This window comes from Virgisporangium ochraceum (genome assembly GCF_016863655.1).
Lineage (GTDB): Bacteria > Actinomycetota > Actinomycetes > Mycobacteriales > Micromonosporaceae > Virgisporangium > Virgisporangium ochraceum.
In genome coordinates this window covers 80,989-97,311 of the sequence record NZ_BOPH01000097.1, presented here as the reverse complement: position 1 = coordinate 97,311, position 16,323 = coordinate 80,989, and the positions used below count along the sequence as shown (strand labels likewise).

Below are 16,323 nucleotides of genomic sequence, written 5' to 3'. Positions count from 1 at the left end.
CGCGCCGGACGCCGCGATCCGCGCGATGATGGGCACATGACGGACCGCGCCGGGCGGGTCGCCGCCATTGCGGCGGTGCCGATCCTGGTGATCGCGGCGGTTCCGGTCGTCGTGTCCGGTGGCGGCCGGTGGACCGTCGTCCTCACCGCCGCGACGGTGTCCCTGCTGCTCACCATGGCGCTCGTCCACCCGCGCTGGTCGGCTCAGGTCAGGTGCGGCTACTACGGCGGGCTCCTGGTCCTTATGACCGCGCTGGTCGCCGCCGACCCGTACGCCATGTTCGGCTCCTGGGTCCTCGCCGTGCACGCGATCGTGCTGTTTCCCGCGCGGTGGGCGTTCGCGTGGGCGGCGGTCGGCGCGGTGCTGCTCACGTTCGCACAGGGCGGGGTCGGTCCGACCGCGCCGCCGGTGGTCAGCCTGCTCTCGCCGATCCTCGTCGCCGGCTGGGTGGTCGCCCGGGAGAGCGAGGTCCGTCGGAGGACGGCCGCCGAGCTGGCCGCCGCGAACATGAGCCTCGCCGAGACCAACGCCCGCCTCGGCGCGGCGAACCGCGACCTCACCGTGGCGGCGGCCACGGAGGAGCGGCTGCGGGGGCGGCTGCTGGCGCAGGCCCGCGCGGTCGGGGTCCAGGACGAGCGGCACCGGATCGCGCGGGAGCTACACGACACCGTCGCCCAGGATCTGAGTGCCGTGGTGACCCTGCTGGAGACCACGCTCGCCGAACCCGCACCGGATCCGGCGCGGATCGGCCGGGCGCGGGACGTGGCCCGGTCCGGGCTCGCCGAGGCACGGCGCGCGTTCGCGTTCGTTCAGCCGGCCGATGCCGTGGAGCGCAACGGGGTCGCCGCCGCGGCGACGCTCGGCTGTGGCCGGTCGACGACCGCGGAGACGCTCACCTGCCTGCGGGCGCTGCCGACCGGGGCGCTGGACGCGCAGCACGCGATGTTCGGCGCCGCCGCCTACGGCAACCCGACGGTACCGACCGGGCCGGCGGACGCTCTCGCACGCGGCGATGTCGCCCGCGTACCCGTGCTGGCCGGCTTCACCCGCGACGAGCACCGGTTCACCGCCGGCCTCCTGGCCCTCGCGGGCTACCGCATCCCGGCGGCGGACCTTCCACGGCTGTTCGCGCAGGGGTTCGGCACCCGGGCACCCGAGGTGCTCGACCGCTACCGCTCCGTCGGTGACGCGGCACTGGTCTGGTCGGCGGCGTACACCGACGCCATGTGGGTCTGTCCGGGAGCCGCGGTCCACCGGCAGCTCGCCGCGCACGTGCCGGTGTTCACCTACGAGTTCGCCGACGAGAACGCGCAGCCGTTCGTCGACCTGCCGGCGGACTTCCCGGCCGGCGCCTCGCACGCCTCGGAGCTGCCGAACCTGTTCGAGGTGAAGGGCCGCGGACCGGTAGCGGGCGACCGGTACACCGACGGGCAGCGCGCCCTGGCCGACACGATGATCGGCTACTGGACGGCGTTCGCCCGCACCGGCGACCCGAACCACGACGGCGCACCTACCTGGCCCCGCGGCACCACCCTGCGGCTGGCGCCCGGCGACGTGTCCACGGTGGACCTGGACGCGACGCACCAGTGTCGCTTCTGGCAGCCGTAGTCGCCTCGATGACTCAGAACCCGAACGAGTCGGCGACCCGGGTGACGAGGTCGTCCTCGGTCACGGTCAGGTCGACCTCGACGACCGGCAGGCCCAGGCGGGTCGTCTCCGCCCTCAGACGGTCGGTGAACATCCCGTCGCGGTCCAGGAGGTTGCGCAGCGCCCGGTCGGGGTCGCCGGTGCGGCCGGCGATCTGCCACAGCCCGCCGCGGCTCTCGAACGCCGCGCGGCGGAACTCCGGCGTCGGGAGCAGCCAGACCGCGTGCCGCGGGTCGGCCAGCAGCGGCGCGACCAGTTCCGGCAGCAGCCGGAAGCCCTCCACCACCACGCCCCGGCCGGGCGGGAGCGCCAGCAGGTCCTCGACGATGAGGCCGAAGCCCTCGCCGCGGTACCAGTGGAACGTCTCCAGCATGGTCGGCGGCGAGCGGTCGACCCAGCGCTCGTCCATGTCCATGGCCAGGAACCGCTGCAGGTACGGCGTGTCCCCGGGCGCGCTGCGCCGCACGTGGTCGCCCATGGTGTCGTCGGTGGCGTGGACGTCGAGGCCGTACCGCCGCGCGAGGCGGGTCGCGATGGTGGACTTGCCGCCGCCGCTTCCGCCGCCGATCCAGTACACGTGCCCGAGGCGGTCCCGGAGCTGCGCGTCGTCGGTGATCATGAATCGACCATAGGGCAGGCGGGGGCCGCCGGGGCGGCCGCCGTCGTCACGCCGCCGGCGGCGGCGCGTCCAACAGGTCGGTGACGGCCGACCGGGGGACGACGACGACCGGCACGGGCGCGTGCCGGACGATCTTGGATCCGTGCGCGCCGAGGAACACCCGCGCCGCCGGACCGGCGGAGCTCGATCCGACCACCAGCACGTCACCGTCGCGCCATTCCACGTCCTCCAGCGCCGGGCCCCAGCCGTGCCCGTAGCCGACGACCGTGGTGACGTCGTGCGGAGCCACCGGCAGGTCGGCGATCTGCCGGAGCACGTCGCGCTGGGCCTCCCCGGCGCCGCGCACCCACTCCGCCACCACCGCGTCCTCCGCGCGCGAGCCGACACCGGCGGTGAGGATGGTCCGCCGCCGCACCGCGAACGAGGCGATCCGCAGCGACGCGCCCATCCGCGCGGCGACCCGGGCCGCCGCCACGACGAGGTCGGCCGAGCCCGGCGCGCCGCCGAACGCCGCGGTCACCCGGGTCACCACGGCCTCCGGCCGGCAGCGGTATCCGCGCGGCGCGAACGCCAGCGGCAGCGGCGAGCTGTGCAGCAGCCACTCGGCGACGCTGCCCACCGCCACGTGACCGAGCATGCCGGCCGACGACGAGCCGACCACGACCGTCGACACCTCGCGCCGGGCCGCGACGTCGAGCAGCCCGGAGGGCACCGACCGGGCGTGGAGAGCGACGTAGTCGGCCCGCAGGTCCGACGGGCACCCGGTGCGGGCCCGGTCCAGCGCCTCCTGCGCGATGCCGTCGAGGTACTCCTGGTACTCCGCGTCGATCCGGCCGACCCCGGCCGGCCAGGCCGACGGTACGACCGTGCAGACCACCAGGTCCTCGCCCGCGGACCGGGCCAGCATCGCGCCGAGGCGCACCGCGGTCGGCTCGCGGTCGTCGGGGCGCACACCCGCCAGGACGCTCATCGCGGTCCCGTCCCGTCCGGGTCGGCGCCGGCGCCCTCGGCCGTCGGCGCCGTCCGGCCCAGCCGGGAATGCCTGATGCCGTAGGCGAAGTAGAACGCCATCGCGACGGCGACCCACACCACGAACGCGACGATCGTCACCCCGCGCAGGCTCGTGATGATCCACAGGCAGCCCAGGATGGACAGGATGGGTGTCACCGGGTAGCCCGGCACCCTGAACCCGCGCGGCAGGTCCGGTGCCGTGCGCCGCAGCACGATCACGCCGATCGACACGACCAGGAACGCGACGAGCGTGCCGATGCTGGTCATCTCGGCCAGGAAGTTGATCGGCAGCAGGCCGGCCAGCAGGCCCACCACGACCGCCACGACGATGGTGTTGGCGACCGGCGTGAGGGTGCGGGGATGGACCTTCGCGAACATCGGCGGGAGCATCCCGTCGCGACCCATCGCGAACAGGATCCGCGTCTGCCCGTACATCGTCACCAGCGTGACGCTGAAGATGGAGATCACCGCGCCCGCGGCCAGCACCGAGCCGGGCCAGGTGGCGCCGACGACGTCCTGCAGGATCGTGGCCAGTCCCGCCTCCTGGTCCTCGAACCGCTCGGCCGGCTGCGCCGCGACGGCGACCACGGCCACCGCCAGGTACACGGTGGTGACGGCGACGAGGGCGATCAGGATGGCCAGCGGCATCGTCCGGCGCGGGTTGCGCACCTCCTCGCCGGCGGTGGAGACCGCGTCCAGCCCGATGTAGGAGAAGAAGATGATGCCGGCGGCGGAGGTGACGCCGGCGAGACCGAACGGCGCGAACGGCGTCAGGTTGTCCGAGTCCCAGCCGAGCACGCCCAGCACGACGAACATGACCAGTACGCCGACCTTGGTGACCACCATGACGGCGTTGACCCGGGCCGACTCGCTGGTGCCGCGGACCAGCAGCACCGCGCACAGCAGCACCAGGACCACCGCCGAGAGGTTGACCCACCCACCGGCCTCCGGCGACTTGGACAACGCCTCGGGGATCCGCACGCCGAAGACGTTGTCCAGCAACTGGTTGAGGTACTCCGACCAGCCCACGGCCACCGCCGCGGACGAGACCCCGTACTCCAGCAGCAGGCACGCCGCGACACCCATCGCCACCAGTTCGCCCATGGTCGCGTAGGCGTATGAGTACGACGATCCCGACACCGGCACCGCGCTGGCCAGCTCCGCGTAGCAGACCGCGGTGAGCCCGGCGACGACGCCGGCGATGACGAACGACCAGATCACCGCCGGGCCGGCCACCGGAACGGCCTGCGAGAGCACGAAGAAGATGCCGGTACCGATGGTCGCGCCGATGCCGATCATCGACAGCTGGAACAACCCGATCGACCGGGCCAGCTGCCCGTGCCCGGTGTCCGCGCCGGTCTCGTGCGCCATCGTGGTGACCGGCTTGCGCCGGGTCAGCTGCTGGAGGAGTGGACCCATCTTCCCTCCCGTCGCGCGTCGCCATGGCGGCGCGGGTCACCGTGACCCGCGTCCACGGTCCCATTCCCGGATCACCGGCGCCATACCGGCGACGGGCCGCGACCCACGCTCCGGTCGAGGACCGCGGCCGCGTAGTCCCCGGTCGCGGCGGCCATGCTGGCACCTCTCAGCAGCGCCAGGACCTCGGGCGTGTCGCCGCCCCTCACGTGGGCCAGTCGAGCACGGTCAGCTCGGGCCACTGCTGCCGCCAGCGCGTCGTCTTGGTCCCGTAGACGTGCCTCGGCGCGAGGACCGGGTTCGGCCGCACGACGAGGTTGAACACGTCGGACAGCCCGTGGGGTGCGTAGACGCGCCAGTGGTCGCCCGCCTCCAGGCGGATCCCGAGGCAGCAGGTCGTGGCCGCGAACGAGTCGATCGCCGACTCGGTGGAGTCGTACGGAGCGCACGCGACCCCGAACTTCTCCTCGTACCACAGGTGCACGCGCGCCTCGTTGCGGATCTCGACCACGGCGGGCAGGTCGGCGAAGACGGGACGCGCCGCCCCGATCACGCGGTCCTCGGCGTCCCACGACAGGTCGCCGCCGTCGAAGTAGAACAGGTCGTAGTCGCGGATCCCGCTGGTGGCCGGCCTGCCGGTGACGACGTTCCACACGGTCTGGAACACGCAGCCCGCGGTGAGGTACCAGCCCGGCAGGTCCAGCCCGCCGGCGCGGCGCAGCACCTCCGTCAGCACCTCGTTGCGGCACAGGACCGACTTCAGGGCGGACAGCTGCTCGTCCAGCGGGAGACGACCGGTCACGACGGTAGCCAACCACGCGCACGCGGATCCGTCCGGGACCGGGTGGGGCGCGAAGACCGTGTATGGGAAGCCGGCTACGCCACCACGTCGTCGACGTCGCAGGGTTGGACGGGGCGCGGCGCGACGCCGTCCGCGGCGCGGTGTGTGACGGTGTTCCGGGCGGTGGCGGCGATCGCGCCGGAGTACCGGCACGGCAACCGCACGGCGCTGTTCGGCCTGCGGGAGGCGGCGCGGCCAACCCCCGCTTCGCCGAGGGGTACGGGCTGCTCGTGCTGGTCCCCCTCGCGGTCACCGACCTGCTGTCGTTCGCGGCCCGGCGGACCGCGACCGCCCCACGGCCCGGACGGCACGGCGGGTCTACGACCGCGCGTACACCGGCTCTCCGTCGACGTAGGTGAGCGACACCCGCGTGGCGCCGATGTCGTCGGGACCGCCGTCGAAGGGGTCCCGGTCGAGGACGACCAGGTCGGCGCGACGGCCGACGGCCAGTGTTCCGGCGTCGTCGTGGTGGTTCACGTACGCGCTGCCGGCGGTGTAGGCGGCCAACGCCGTGCCCAGGTCGAGGCGCTGGTCGGGCAGGAACACCGGCCCCGTCGCGCCGTGGAGCCGGCGGTTCACCGCGACGTGGACCGCCGCCATCGGGTCGGGGCTGCTCACCGGCCAGTCACTGCCGGCGGCCAGGGTCGCGCCGGCCCGGAACAGGTCGCCGAACGGGTACTGGTGCGCGGCCCGGTCGCCGCCGAGGAACGGGACGGTGAGCTCGTCCATCTGCGGCTCGTGCGTGGCCCACAGCGCCTGCAGGTTCGCGCTCGCGCCGAGCCGGCGGAAGCGCGGCACGTCGGCGGGGTCGACGACCTGCAGGTGGGCCAGGTGCGGACGGGTGTCCCGGAACCCGTTCGCGCTGCGCGCCGATTGGACCGCGTCGAGCGCCTCGCGCACGGCGCGGTCGCCGAGGGCGTGGAAGTGGACCTGGAAGTCCAGCGCGTCCAGCGCCGTGACGTGGTCGCGCAGGGCGTGCGGGTCCACGAAGCTCAGCCCGCTGTTGGCGGTCGGTTCGCCGCACGGGTCCCGGTACGGCACGGTCATCGCGGCGGTGAAGTTCTCGACGATGCCGTCCTGCATGATCTTCACCGTCGAGCACCGCAACCGTCCGACGGTGAACCGCGCGCGCCGGTCGACGAGGTCGGCGATCTGGTCGGCGCCGCGGTCCCGGTCCCACCACAGCGCCCCCACGACGCGGGCGGTCAGCAGCCCGTCCCGGGCCGCGGTGAGGTACGCGTCGGACACGTCCGGGTAGCCGTTGGACCCGCCCACCATCGCGTCCTGCCAGGCGGTGACCCCCAGCGAGTGCAGCAGTGCCTGCGCGCGCAGCAGCCCGGCCAACCGGTCGGCCGGGGTCACGGCGGGAAGGAGCCCGGCCACCAGCGACACCGCGCCCTCCTGCAGGCACCCGCCCGGGCGTCCGTCGGCGTCGCGGTTGATGACGCCGTCGACCGGGTCCGGGGTGTGGCGGTCGACGCCGGCCAGCGCGAGGGCGCGGCTGTTCACCCAGGCGCCGTGGTGGTCGCGGTTGTAGAGGAAGACCGGCCGGTCCGCCACGACGGCGTCGAGCAGGTCCGCGGTGGGGACGCCACCCGCGAAGCTCTCCAACGACCAGCCGCCGCCGACGATCCATTCCCGGTCGGGGTGGGCCGCCGCGAACGCGCCGATCCTCCGCAGGTACTCCGCGGCGTCCACGGTGCCGGTCAGGTCGCACTGGCCCAGCTCCACGCCGCCCATCACGGCGTGGACGTGTGCGTCCTGGAAGCCCGGCAGCAGCGGCCGTCCGGCGAGGTCCACCACCTCGGTTCCGGGACCCACGAGGTCGGCGACGCCGCGTCCCACCGCCACGATCCGCCCCCCGCGCACCGCGAGCGCGTCCGCCCGCGAGCGCGCGCCGTCCATGCACAGCACCGGACCGCCGGTGAAGACCAGGTCGGCGTCGCTCATCGGGTCTCGCTCCGCGGTCTCAGGCGGAGTCGACGGCGGTCACGGCCGTCCACAGGTAGTGCACGACGACCGGTCGCGCGGCGTGCGACGCCGTCGCCGGACGTACCTGGGGAAGAACATCCTCGGACAACGTGACCCCTCCGGCCGCCGGCCCGCCACCATCGACGTCGCACAATAGCGTCGTCGCGACGATCACGCCGGCCTACGCATCCCCGGCGCGACCTCGCTCACGCGGCCAGCCGCCGGGCGACCACGGGGATCACGATGGCCGCGGCGACGAGGTGCACGAGCACCAGCGCGCACTCCGTCGCGAGGGTGGCGCCGACGAGGAACGGCGGCACGAGTGACACCGCGGTCAGCGCCACCGCCATCCGGACCCACGCGCGCGCCGGCCGGGCCACCCACCGGCGCAACGCCAGGGCGAGGAGCAGGCCCACGACCCCGAACACGATCGTGAGCTGGGAGAAACCGAGCAGGGGAATCGACTCGCCGCCATCGGGCAGTTCGAAGTCGACGCCGGCGGCCATCGCCATGGCCGCGACGGCCGTCGCGGCGCCGGCGGCGACGGCCACCGCGGCCAGACCGGGCAGGAGAACTCGCTTCGCTGTCGTCATGCGATCGAGGCTGACGCAGATCGGTACACCAGGTAAGGTCCGATCGCATGGGCCGAACCAGGACCAATTCGAGCACGGCCGAGGATCTGCTCCTCGACGTCGACCGGTCCGCGGCCGAACCCCTGCACCGGCAGATCGCCGCCTCGATCCGGGACAGCATCCGGGCCGGCCGGTTGCGCCTCGGCGCGTCCCTGCCACCCACGCGCACGGTCGCCGCCGATCTGGGGGTCTCCCGCGGGGTGGTGGTCGAGGCGTACCAGCAGCTCGTCGCCGAGGGGTACCTCACCAGCCGGGCGGGCGGCTACACCCAGGTGGCGGCCGGGTCGGTCGCCGCGCGGGCGGAGCGCCCCGCCGGGGACCCGCCGCCGGTCCGCATCGACTTCGGCTACGGCCGCACCGACGTGTCGTCGTTCCCCCGGGCGGCTTGGCTGCGGTCGGTGCGCACCGTCCTGACGACCACACCGAACGAACGGTTCGCCTACCTCGACGGGCGTGGCGTGCCCGAGCTGCACGACGCGCTGACCGGCTACCTCAACCGCGTCCGCGGCACCTCGGCCCACCCGGACAACGTGGTGGTCTGCAGCGGGTTCGGCCAGGGCGTCTCCCTGCTGGTCCAGGTGCTGGCGGCGCGCGGCGCCCGCCGGCTGGCCGTCGAGGACCCGTCCCCGGACGACGACACCCGCCTCGTCGCGGCCGCCGCCGGCCTGGAGGTCGTCGGCGTCCCCGTCGGGACCGACGGCATCCTCGTCGAGCACCTGGAGAACACCGACGCGGACGCGGTCGTCCTCACGCCGTCGCACCAGTGGCCCACCGGCGGCGTCCTGTCGGCCGCGGCACGGGCCCGGGTGATCGCATGGGCGCAGCGCCGCCGAGCCCTGGTGATCGAGGACGACTACGACGCGGAGTACCGCTACGACCGCTCCCCCATCGGCGCGATGCAGGGACTGGCGCCCGACAGCGTCGTGTACTGCGGCACCGCGAGCAAGACGCTCGCGCCGGGGCTGCGCCTCGGCTGGCTGCTGACGCCGGCGCACCTGGTCGACGACGTCGCCGCGGCGAAGGTGCTGGCCGACCGCGGCTCCCCCGTCATCGACCAGCTCACCTTCGCCGACTTCCTCGACCGCGGCGAGTTCGACCGGCACCTGCGCCGCATGCGCCCGGTCTACCGCCGCCGCCGCGACGCGCTCCTGGACGCGCTGCGCACCCGCCTGCCCGACCTGGAACCGGTCGGCGTCGCGGCCGGCCAGCACGTCGTCGCCTGGCTGCCGCCCGGGCTCGACGAGTCGGCGGTCGTGGCCGCCGCCGCCCGTCACGGCGTGGCCGTCAAGGGCGTGTCACCGTACCGGCTGGCCCATCCGGGACCCGGCGGGCTGATCTTCGGCTACGCCACCCTGACCGAACGCGCGATCGCCGACGGGATGGCGGCCCTCGCCGACGCGGTCGCGACGCTGCGCTGACCGGTGCGCTACGTCGTCACGTGCGGGAAGCCGCGACGGTGCACGCGCCGGGCCGGACCCGCCGGATACAGTCCGCCGGTGACGATGACACTCGGCTTCGGTGTGGGATTCACCCTGGAGACCAACGCGGAGCCCGCCGACGTGGACGCCGCCCTGGTGGCGCTCGCGCGGCACTCGCCGGCCTCGCTCGTGCGCGTCGTGTGGTTCGCGGCCGGCGGCGGCGGCGAGGTGCGCGAGGTCGACGCCGACGGACGGGTCCGCGCGGCGGCGGAGACCGCCCGGATCCTGCGGGCGGTCGACGACGCCGGAGGCTATCTCTCCTGGCCGTCGGGGGACGCGCCGCTCTGGGTGCCCGGGCTGATCCTGCCCGGCGGCGGGTGGGACGTCGCCGCGCTCATGGCCACGCCCGCCATGCGGCGGCTGGCGGCCTCCTGGCGCGACATCGAGGACAACGTCGTGTGCGGCGACGACGTCCGCCTCGGCCCGGACGCGGACGCGTTGCTCGCCGTGGCCGCGCGCTACCACCTACTGGTCAAGGGCGGCTGACCGCCGCAGCGCGACGGCCCCGATCAGCAGCCACACCAGGTTCAGGCTCGCCGACGGCCAGGCGCCGTGCGCGACCGCGTTGGCGGCCAGGCCGAGCGCGCCGGCGAGGTTGAGAACCTGGTAGCCGGCCCCCGCGTCGATCCGCTTCGCGGACAGCAGGCCGTAGGCGAGGAGCAGGCTGCCCGCGCCCGCCCACCCGGCGACCTCGACGAGCGGGTTCACGCCGGCAGCACCGCGTACGCGCGCACCGGGAACGTGCCGAAGCCGGCCACGCGCGGCGGTGCGGTGTGCAGGCGGGCACCGGTGACCGGCAGCCGGTCGAGGCCCGTGAGGTGCTCCAGTACCGGCACCCCCGCGGCGAGCAGGATCGAGTGCGCCGGCCGTTCGGTTCCGTCGGTGTCGTCGATGTTGACGCTGTCGATGCCGACCAGCCGCGCGCCCCGGTCGACGAGGGCGGTCGCGCCGGCGGCGGTGAGGTACGGCGCGCCGGGGCCGTAGGCGTCGGTGCCCCAGTGCCGGTCCCACCCGGTGTGCAGCAGCACCGCGGCGCCCGCGACGTCGAACGGCGCGACGGCGTGCGGGCCGATCCCGCGTCCACCGCTACCGGTCAGCCGCACCACCACCGTCGGCAGGTCGGCGACCGCGTCGAGCGGCAGGCCTGCCAGGTCGGCGCCGTCGGCGTAGCGGTGGAACGGGCTGTCCAGGTAGGTGCCGGTGTTGCCGACCATGCTGATCCGGTCGATCGCGAACTCGGTACCCGGCGCGTAGTGCCCGCGGGAGGCCTCGCGGGTCAGGTGCGGCGTGATCTCGGGGCCGGGCAGCCCGGGGTACGTCGTCATGCCCGCGGTGATCACGTGGCTGAGGTCCACGAGACGCTCGCGGCCGCCGGTGTCCGGTGGGACCGCGTGGCGCGACCCGCGGTGGGGCTCGGCGACCACGCGGAGCCCGCCCAGCCGGACCTCGTCGACCATCAGCAGCCCGAGGTGCCGGACGAACAGGTCGGCGACGGCGTCGGTCGTGACGTCCTGCGCCGGCACGTCGAGGCGGAAGTCCTGCACCTGCAGGCCGCCGCCGTTGAGGAAGGTCACCTCGGCGTCGAAGGACGCGCGGAACTCGGTCATGTGGAAATCGTCGCGTGTCCGTGCGTTCAGTACCAGCGATTGTTTCTTCACACGGCATGTAGCGTGACTGAATGCGAATCGACCCGCGGCGGCTGGTCGTCCTGCGCGCGGTGGCCGACGCGGGCGGGGTGCTCGCGGCCGCGTCGGTGCTGCACCTGACCCCGTCCGCGGTCTCCCAGCACATCGCCCGGCTGGAGGCCGAGACGGGCGTGACCCTGCTCGACCGGTCCCGGCTCGGCGGCCGCCGCGCGGCCGGGCTCACCGCCGCGGGCCGGCTGCTCGCCCGGCACGCGGCCCGCGTCGCCGAGGCGCTCGCCGCCGCCGAGCACGACCTGGCCGGGCTCACCGGTCAGGTCGCCGGGCCCGTCGTGGTCGGCGCGTTCCCGACCGCGGTGCGGCACATCGTGGCGCCGGCGGCGGTCGCGCTGGCGGCGACCGCGCCGGCGGTCACCGTCCACATGAGACAGATCGAGCCGGGACCGGGACGCGCGGCCCTGCGCGCCGGCGGCCTCGACCTGCTCGTCACCGAGACGGACTCGGGGGCCGACGCGGGGGCCGACCTCCGCGGGCTGGCCGCGACGCGGCTGTTCGACGACCCGTACCGCATCGTGGTGCCGGTCGGCTGGGGACCGGTGGCGGGCGTCGACGCGCTGGTCGGCCGGCCCTGGGTCGACGGGCCGCCCGGCTCGGCGTCGCGGCGCGTCCTCGACCGGGTCGCGGCCGACCGTGGCGTCGTCCTCGACCGCCCGCACGAGTGCCTGGAGTTCCCCGCGGTGCTCGCCATCGTCGCGGCCGGCCTGGCCGCCGGAATCGTGCCGGCGCTGGCCCTGCCGGCCGACGTCCCCGGTGTCCGGATCCTCGACGGTCCTCCGGTCGGCGCCCGCCGGCTCGACCTCGTGCACCGGCGCGGCCGCCACGAACCCGGCGCGGCCGCCCTCCTCGTCTCCGGGGCGATCCTGTCCCGACGGCCGTGACGGGCGCCGGTTGCGCGCCCGGCCCGGTGGGTACGGTCGCCGCATGCGTGCCGACCTCGTCGCCGCGGCGACCGCGGTGCAGGCGCCGGGACAGCCCGCGGAGATCAGCGCGGTGCTCAACCGCATGCCCGGCGACCTGCTCGACGGACCGGACGACCGGGTGGTCGACGCGGTCGACGCGGCGATGGACGACCTGTACCGGGAGGGCCTGCTGGTGTGCCCGGGGCACCGCTGGCTCCCCGGGCCGCCACCGTCGATCCGCGGGCACCTCGTCGGGCTGCACGACCGCGGTCACCTGCTCCGCGACCCGCAGACCCGGACGTGGTCCTACTCCGGGGTGACCTCGTACTTCCGGGTCACCCCGCGGTGAGTGCCGTCACTTGCGTCCGGGGGTGAAGTTGAGGCCCCAGCCGTAGGCCCGGTCGACCGCGTCCTGGTATCCGCGGAGGTACCGCACCTCGCGCTGCACCGTCAGGTCGCCGTTGTTCACCGTGAGCAACGCGATGGCGCAGGTGGGCGCCGAGTTGTCGGCTTCGTCGAGCCGCACCTCCACCTGCGGCCCGGCGACCGGGTGCAGGGTGACGACGGCGTCGGCGGCGCTCCAGTTCGGAGCGCCCTCGTAGATGAACGTGAAGATCACGATCCGCTTGATCAGCTGCACGTACTTCAGGTTGACGAACAGGTTCTCGCCGGCGGTGTTGGCGCCGGACCGGTCGTCGCCGTCGAGCCAGCAGATCGGCTCGTTGCCGAGCAGGTGCTGGCCCTTGAACGCGTCACCCATCGCCTGGACGATGCCCTTCGAGCCGTCGATGAACTCGTAGAGGCAGGCCAGGTCGAGGTCGATCGCGCCGCCACGGCCGAAGAGGCCGCGCTTGGGCCGGGAGTTCCAGTTCAGGTTGACCCGCAGCAGGCCGCCGTTGGCACCGCTCTTGCTCAGCGAGACGCGGGACTCGCCCTTGGTGAGGGTGACCTTCGCGGCGGGCTGAGGCGCCGCGGGAGCCGGAGCCGGCGGCGCGGGCGCGGCCACGGGCGGCGCGACCGGCGGCGCGACAGGCGGGGCGGGCGGGGCGACGGGCGGGGCCGGTGGGGCGACCGGCGGCGCGGGTGGCGCCACGGGCGGGGCGACGGGCGGGGCCGGCGGGGCGACGGGTGCCGCGACGGGCGGGGCCGGTGGGGCGACGGGCGGTGGCGCGGCGGCGGCCGGTGCCGGGTCGTCGTCGACGCTGATGCCGAAGGCGGTGGCCAGCCCGGCGAGACCGGAGTCCCAGCCCTGGCCCACGGCGCGGAACTTCCACTCGTTGTTGCGGCGGTACAGTTCGCCGGCGACGAACGCGGTCTCGCTCGACGCCTTCATGTCGGCGAACCTGGCCAGCTCCACGCCGGACGCGGCGTCGACGATCGCCAGCGACAGGTCGGTGACCTGTCCGAACGTCCCACCGTCGGCGGACGCGGCGATGATCACCCGCTGGATCTCGGGCTCGACGCGGTCGAGGTCGATCCGGATGGCGTCTCCGCCACCCTCCTTGCCGAGGTAGGTGACCGCGCCGGAGGCGTGCTGCGGCTGGTTGTAGAACACGAAGTCGGCGTCGCTGCGCACCTTGCCGCTGGCACCGAGCAACAGGGTGGACGCATCGACGTCGGGCACCGTCGGCCCGGGACTCCAGCTGAGAACCGCCCGTACGGCGGTGCTCCGGACCGGCGTGTTCGCGCCCTTGCTCAGTACCGTCATGTGCATACCCTTACCTGACGCTGTCAACCGCCGCCGTCCGGGGTCGCAATTCCGTACAACCGGCGCAGGACAAAGTGGCCGAACCGACCACCAAGGGGTCGTTTCTCGACCTGTGCCTTACGGGGATGTAGGCGGGTGGCGCGCCGGGTCAGCGGGGCATCGAGCGCCACTGCATGTTGGCGACCATCCACGCGTCAGCGAGAATCTCCGCGGACTGGCGACCCGGGCAGGGGTGCACCTTCGAGCGGCCGGGGTTTCCGCCGGCGCGGGCCTCGACCTCCCACCGTTCGCCGTCGGTGCGGATGAAGACGTCACGGCGTCGGCGGAGACCGGCTTCGCCGTTCCACCAGTGCTGTTCGACTCTCACGCATCGACCGTAGTACGACGACCGGTCGAACGGGTCATCCGAAAGCGCAAAGAAACATCGCGAAACCGAAACGGTCACCGTCCCAGCACGCTGCGTGGAAAAACCAACGCCGCGGTGGGACGGTGACCGGACCGGATCAGATGGGGCGGATGTTCGCGGCCTGCGGGCCCTTCGGGCCCTGCGTCAGCTCGAACTCGACCCGCTGGTTCTCGTCGAGGCTGCGGTAGCCGCTCGACGCGATGGCCGAGTAGTGGGCGAAGACGTCAGCACCGCCGCCGTCGGGGGTGATGAAGCCGAAGCCCTTTTCCGCGTTGAACCACTTGACCGTACCGACAGACATGTCTCGCTCCTCGCAAGGCAGATGAAGCCACACCGTGTGGCTTCGGAGTCACCGCTTTGATCACCTTGCTCCGGCGGAATGCCGGCCATACAAGTACGCGCCTGGTGGCTGGATACCCACCAGGCGCGGCAAAGTATTCGGAGAATCAAACTGCAACACGGGACACGCTAGCACAGGGAACCGGCGATGTTCCGTCCAACACGCCGGTTATCACCCGTGGCGGTGGCCCGGTTCAGACCAGCGCCTCCTGCGACTCCTGGAAGGCCGGGTTGACGATGACATGCATACGGTCACCCGACCGTTGCAGCAGGGCGGCCCCGAGCACCTGACCCATGACGTCCATCATCCGCGGCTCCCAGTGGTAGATGCGCGGCATGACCGGGTGCCGCGCCTCGCCGTACGCGACCATCGTGAGCTGCGCCATGGCGCCGAGGTACGCAAAACCGTTGGTACCGGCCACGATCGGTGCGACGAGCACGGACGTCCGGCTCGGCACGCTCACCAGCGCGCCGTGCTCACCCACCAGGCCGTACTCGTCGAGCCAGAACAGGTGCGTCGAGGCGTAGTCGTCACCGGTCAGCAGCGTCACCCGGACCCCGCCGACCTCCTCCGTGGCCACGTCGAGGCGACCGCCGGCGCGGACGTTCTCGCGTCCCCGCCGCAGCAACCTGCCCTCGGTGGCCGACCACCGCTCCGCCCGTTCCGTGGTGACCCACTCCATGGTCAGCGCCCGGTCGACCACGAGCCCTTCGACGAGGTCCTGACCGAACTCGCCGTAGACCGCCGACCCCTGTTCGGCCGCCTCCTCCGGGACCAGCTTGGTACGCAGCAGCGGCAGGATCGCGTCGAGGTCCTCGGCGTCGTCGCCGTCGACGGCGAGGGTGCGGGTCAGGAACTCGTCGACCGCGGCCGTCCATTCCGATCGCGGCAACGCCGTCGCCGCCCGGCTCAGCGGCGCCAGCGAGACGGTGTGCCGCTGGCCGTCCGGCTCGATGATGGCCAGGACGTCCGGCGACACCTCCTCGTACCGGTATCCGAGGATGCGCGCCCGCACCGCGACCAGCCACCGCATCGCCTTGAGGTCGTCCCAGCCCGCTTCCGTCATCGACCGTCCCCTGTCCCCCGTGGTTCCCCCGTCGTGTGCGGAGCCTAGCCAGTAACCCCGGCCCGCCGCCGCCCCGCGACGGTGACCCGGCGCGCCAACACGTCGGCGGCGCCCGAGTCGACGGCCCGGGCGCAGCGCCGTCAGGCGCGCGAGTTCGGTCCCCAGGCGTGCCACGACGTGAGGTCCACCAGAGCGGTGACGCGGGGCCGGTCGCGGTCGGGGTACGGCCTGCCGATGTAGTGCCGGGCGATCCGGTCGATGTCGGCCAGGCCGTCGTCGTCGCGGAGGTCGGTGACGGTGCCGGTGACGCTGACGTGCGTGTGCCAGCCGGCCTCGTCGAGGACGGTCAGGCTGACCCGGGGGTCGTGGCGCAGGTAGTCCAGGCGCTTGCGTCCAGCGTCCATGTTCACCACGATGCGGTCGTTCTCGAACAGGTACCACGTGGCCACCGAGACGGGGTGCCCGTCGGGGCGGACCGTGGTGATGACGGCCGGGTTGGGCTTGGTGAGCAGGCGACGCAGGTGGTCGGGAAGCGGTGGTTTCGACACCGCGTGATCGTATCGGGGCGGCCATCGTCGGACCCGGC

At 73.8% G+C, this 16,323-nt stretch carries 19 protein-coding genes; 5 read left to right on the top strand and 14 right to left on the bottom strand.

Annotated elements, in window-relative coordinates; translation table 11 throughout:
* The first annotated feature begins 36 nt into the window (after positions 1-36).
* Positions 37-1,608 (top strand): carboxylesterase family protein, encoded by a 1,572-nt coding sequence (locus Voc01_RS35460; protein WP_203932025.1) that lies wholly within the window; start codon positions 37-39, stop codon positions 1,606-1,608.
* Positions 1,609-1,621: 13 nt separating this feature from the next.
* On the opposite strand, the gene Voc01_RS35455 is transcribed toward Voc01_RS35460, so the two are convergent.
* The 7 genes from Voc01_RS35455 to Voc01_RS35430 all read right to left on the bottom strand — a co-directional run bounded on the left by Voc01_RS35455 (position 1,622) and on the right by Voc01_RS35430 (position 8,098).
* Entirely contained in the window at positions 1,622-2,266 is a 645-nt protein-coding gene (locus Voc01_RS35455) for a hypothetical protein (RefSeq protein ID WP_203932024.1), read from the bottom strand.
* A 46-nt stretch (positions 2,267-2,312) separates the two neighbouring features.
* Positions 2,313-3,236: a universal stress protein gene (locus tag Voc01_RS35450; RefSeq protein WP_203932023.1), complete on the bottom strand. Its 924-nt coding sequence runs from the start codon at positions 3,234-3,236 to the stop codon at positions 2,313-2,315.
* On the bottom strand, positions 3,233-4,696 hold the full coding sequence (locus tag Voc01_RS35445) for an amino acid permease (protein ID WP_203932022.1): 1,464 nt from the start codon (positions 4,694-4,696) through the stop codon (positions 3,233-3,235). The genes Voc01_RS35450 and Voc01_RS35445 overlap by 4 nt, the downstream gene beginning before the upstream one ends.
* Positions 4,697-4,767: 71 nt before the next feature.
* Complete coding sequence (locus tag Voc01_RS54230) at positions 4,768-4,902, bottom strand: hypothetical protein (RefSeq protein ID WP_275423781.1); 135 nt, start codon at positions 4,900-4,902, stop codon at positions 4,768-4,770.
* Positions 4,899-5,495 (bottom strand): nucleotidyltransferase family protein, encoded by a 597-nt coding sequence (locus Voc01_RS35440; RefSeq protein WP_203932021.1) that lies wholly within the window; start codon positions 5,493-5,495, stop codon positions 4,899-4,901. Before Voc01_RS35440 ends, Voc01_RS54230 begins: the two co-directional genes overlap by 4 nt.
* Before the next feature lie 357 nt (positions 5,496-5,852).
* Positions 5,853-7,484, bottom strand: a complete 1,632-nt coding sequence (locus Voc01_RS35435) for an amidohydrolase (protein WP_203932020.1) — start codon at positions 7,482-7,484, stop codon at positions 5,853-5,855.
* A gap of 227 nt (positions 7,485-7,711) precedes the next feature.
* Positions 7,712-8,098, bottom strand: a complete 387-nt coding sequence (locus tag Voc01_RS35430; protein WP_203932019.1) for a DUF6069 family protein — start codon at positions 8,096-8,098, stop codon at positions 7,712-7,714.
* A 47-nt stretch (positions 8,099-8,145) separates the two neighbouring features.
* Here Voc01_RS35430 and pdxR point away from each other — a divergent pair, with 47 nt between their 5' ends.
* Positions 8,146-9,555 carry a MocR-like pyridoxine biosynthesis transcription factor PdxR gene (gene pdxR / locus Voc01_RS35425; RefSeq protein WP_203932018.1) on the top strand — a complete coding sequence of 470 codons (1,410 nt, stop codon included), beginning with the start codon at positions 8,146-8,148 and terminating at the stop codon, positions 9,553-9,555.
* 78 nt (positions 9,556-9,633) lie between these two features.
* Positions 9,634-10,101, top strand: a complete 468-nt coding sequence (locus Voc01_RS35420; protein ID WP_203932017.1) for a hypothetical protein — start codon at positions 9,634-9,636, stop codon at positions 10,099-10,101.
* On the opposite strand, the gene Voc01_RS35415 is transcribed toward Voc01_RS35420, so the two are convergent.
* Together Voc01_RS35415 and Voc01_RS35410 are read right to left on the bottom strand one after the other, a co-directional pair.
* Positions 10,081-10,323 carry a CBU_0592 family membrane protein gene (locus tag Voc01_RS35415; RefSeq protein WP_203932016.1) on the bottom strand — a complete coding sequence of 81 codons (243 nt, stop codon included), beginning with the start codon at positions 10,321-10,323 and terminating at the stop codon, positions 10,081-10,083. The two genes, Voc01_RS35420 and Voc01_RS35415, sit on opposite strands and share 21 nt — an antisense overlap.
* Positions 10,320-11,222, bottom strand: a complete 903-nt coding sequence (locus Voc01_RS35410) for a cyclase family protein (RefSeq protein WP_203932015.1) — start codon at positions 11,220-11,222, stop codon at positions 10,320-10,322. Before Voc01_RS35410 ends, Voc01_RS35415 begins: the two co-directional genes overlap by 4 nt.
* 71 nt (positions 11,223-11,293) lie before the next feature.
* Between Voc01_RS35410 and Voc01_RS35405 the strand changes: the two genes are divergently transcribed.
* The gene (locus Voc01_RS35405) at positions 11,294-12,196 is read left to right on the top strand and encodes a LysR family transcriptional regulator (RefSeq protein ID WP_203932014.1); all 903 of its coding nucleotides are present in this window, start codon (positions 11,294-11,296) and stop codon (positions 12,194-12,196) included.
* A 43-nt stretch (positions 12,197-12,239) separates the two neighbouring features.
* Entirely contained in the window at positions 12,240-12,566 is a 327-nt protein-coding gene (locus tag Voc01_RS35400) for a hypothetical protein (protein WP_203932013.1), read from the top strand.
* A gap of 6 nt (positions 12,567-12,572) precedes the next feature.
* Here Voc01_RS35400 and Voc01_RS35395 read toward each other — a convergent pair whose 3' ends face one another.
* The 5 genes from Voc01_RS35395 to Voc01_RS35375 form a co-directional block, all read right to left on the bottom strand.
* Positions 12,573-13,925 (bottom strand): TerD family protein, encoded by a 1,353-nt coding sequence (locus tag Voc01_RS35395; RefSeq protein WP_203932012.1) that lies wholly within the window; start codon positions 13,923-13,925, stop codon positions 12,573-12,575.
* Positions 13,926-14,073: 148 nt separating this feature from the next.
* Positions 14,074-14,292 (bottom strand): hypothetical protein, encoded by a 219-nt coding sequence (locus Voc01_RS35390; RefSeq protein WP_203932011.1) that lies wholly within the window; start codon positions 14,290-14,292, stop codon positions 14,074-14,076.
* A gap of 136 nt (positions 14,293-14,428) precedes the next feature.
* Entirely contained in the window at positions 14,429-14,632 is a 204-nt protein-coding gene (locus Voc01_RS35385) for a cold-shock protein (protein WP_203932010.1), read from the bottom strand.
* Between the two features lie 232 nt (positions 14,633-14,864).
* On the bottom strand, positions 14,865-15,737 hold the full coding sequence (locus Voc01_RS35380; RefSeq protein ID WP_203932009.1) for a DUF1444 domain-containing protein: 873 nt from the start codon (positions 15,735-15,737) through the stop codon (positions 14,865-14,867).
* A 140-nt stretch (positions 15,738-15,877) separates the two neighbouring features.
* Positions 15,878-16,285, bottom strand: coding sequence for a TIGR03618 family F420-dependent PPOX class oxidoreductase (locus Voc01_RS35375; protein ID WP_203932008.1), 408 nt, complete (start codon positions 16,283-16,285; stop codon positions 15,878-15,880).
* Between the last annotated feature and the right edge of the window lie 38 nt (positions 16,286-16,323).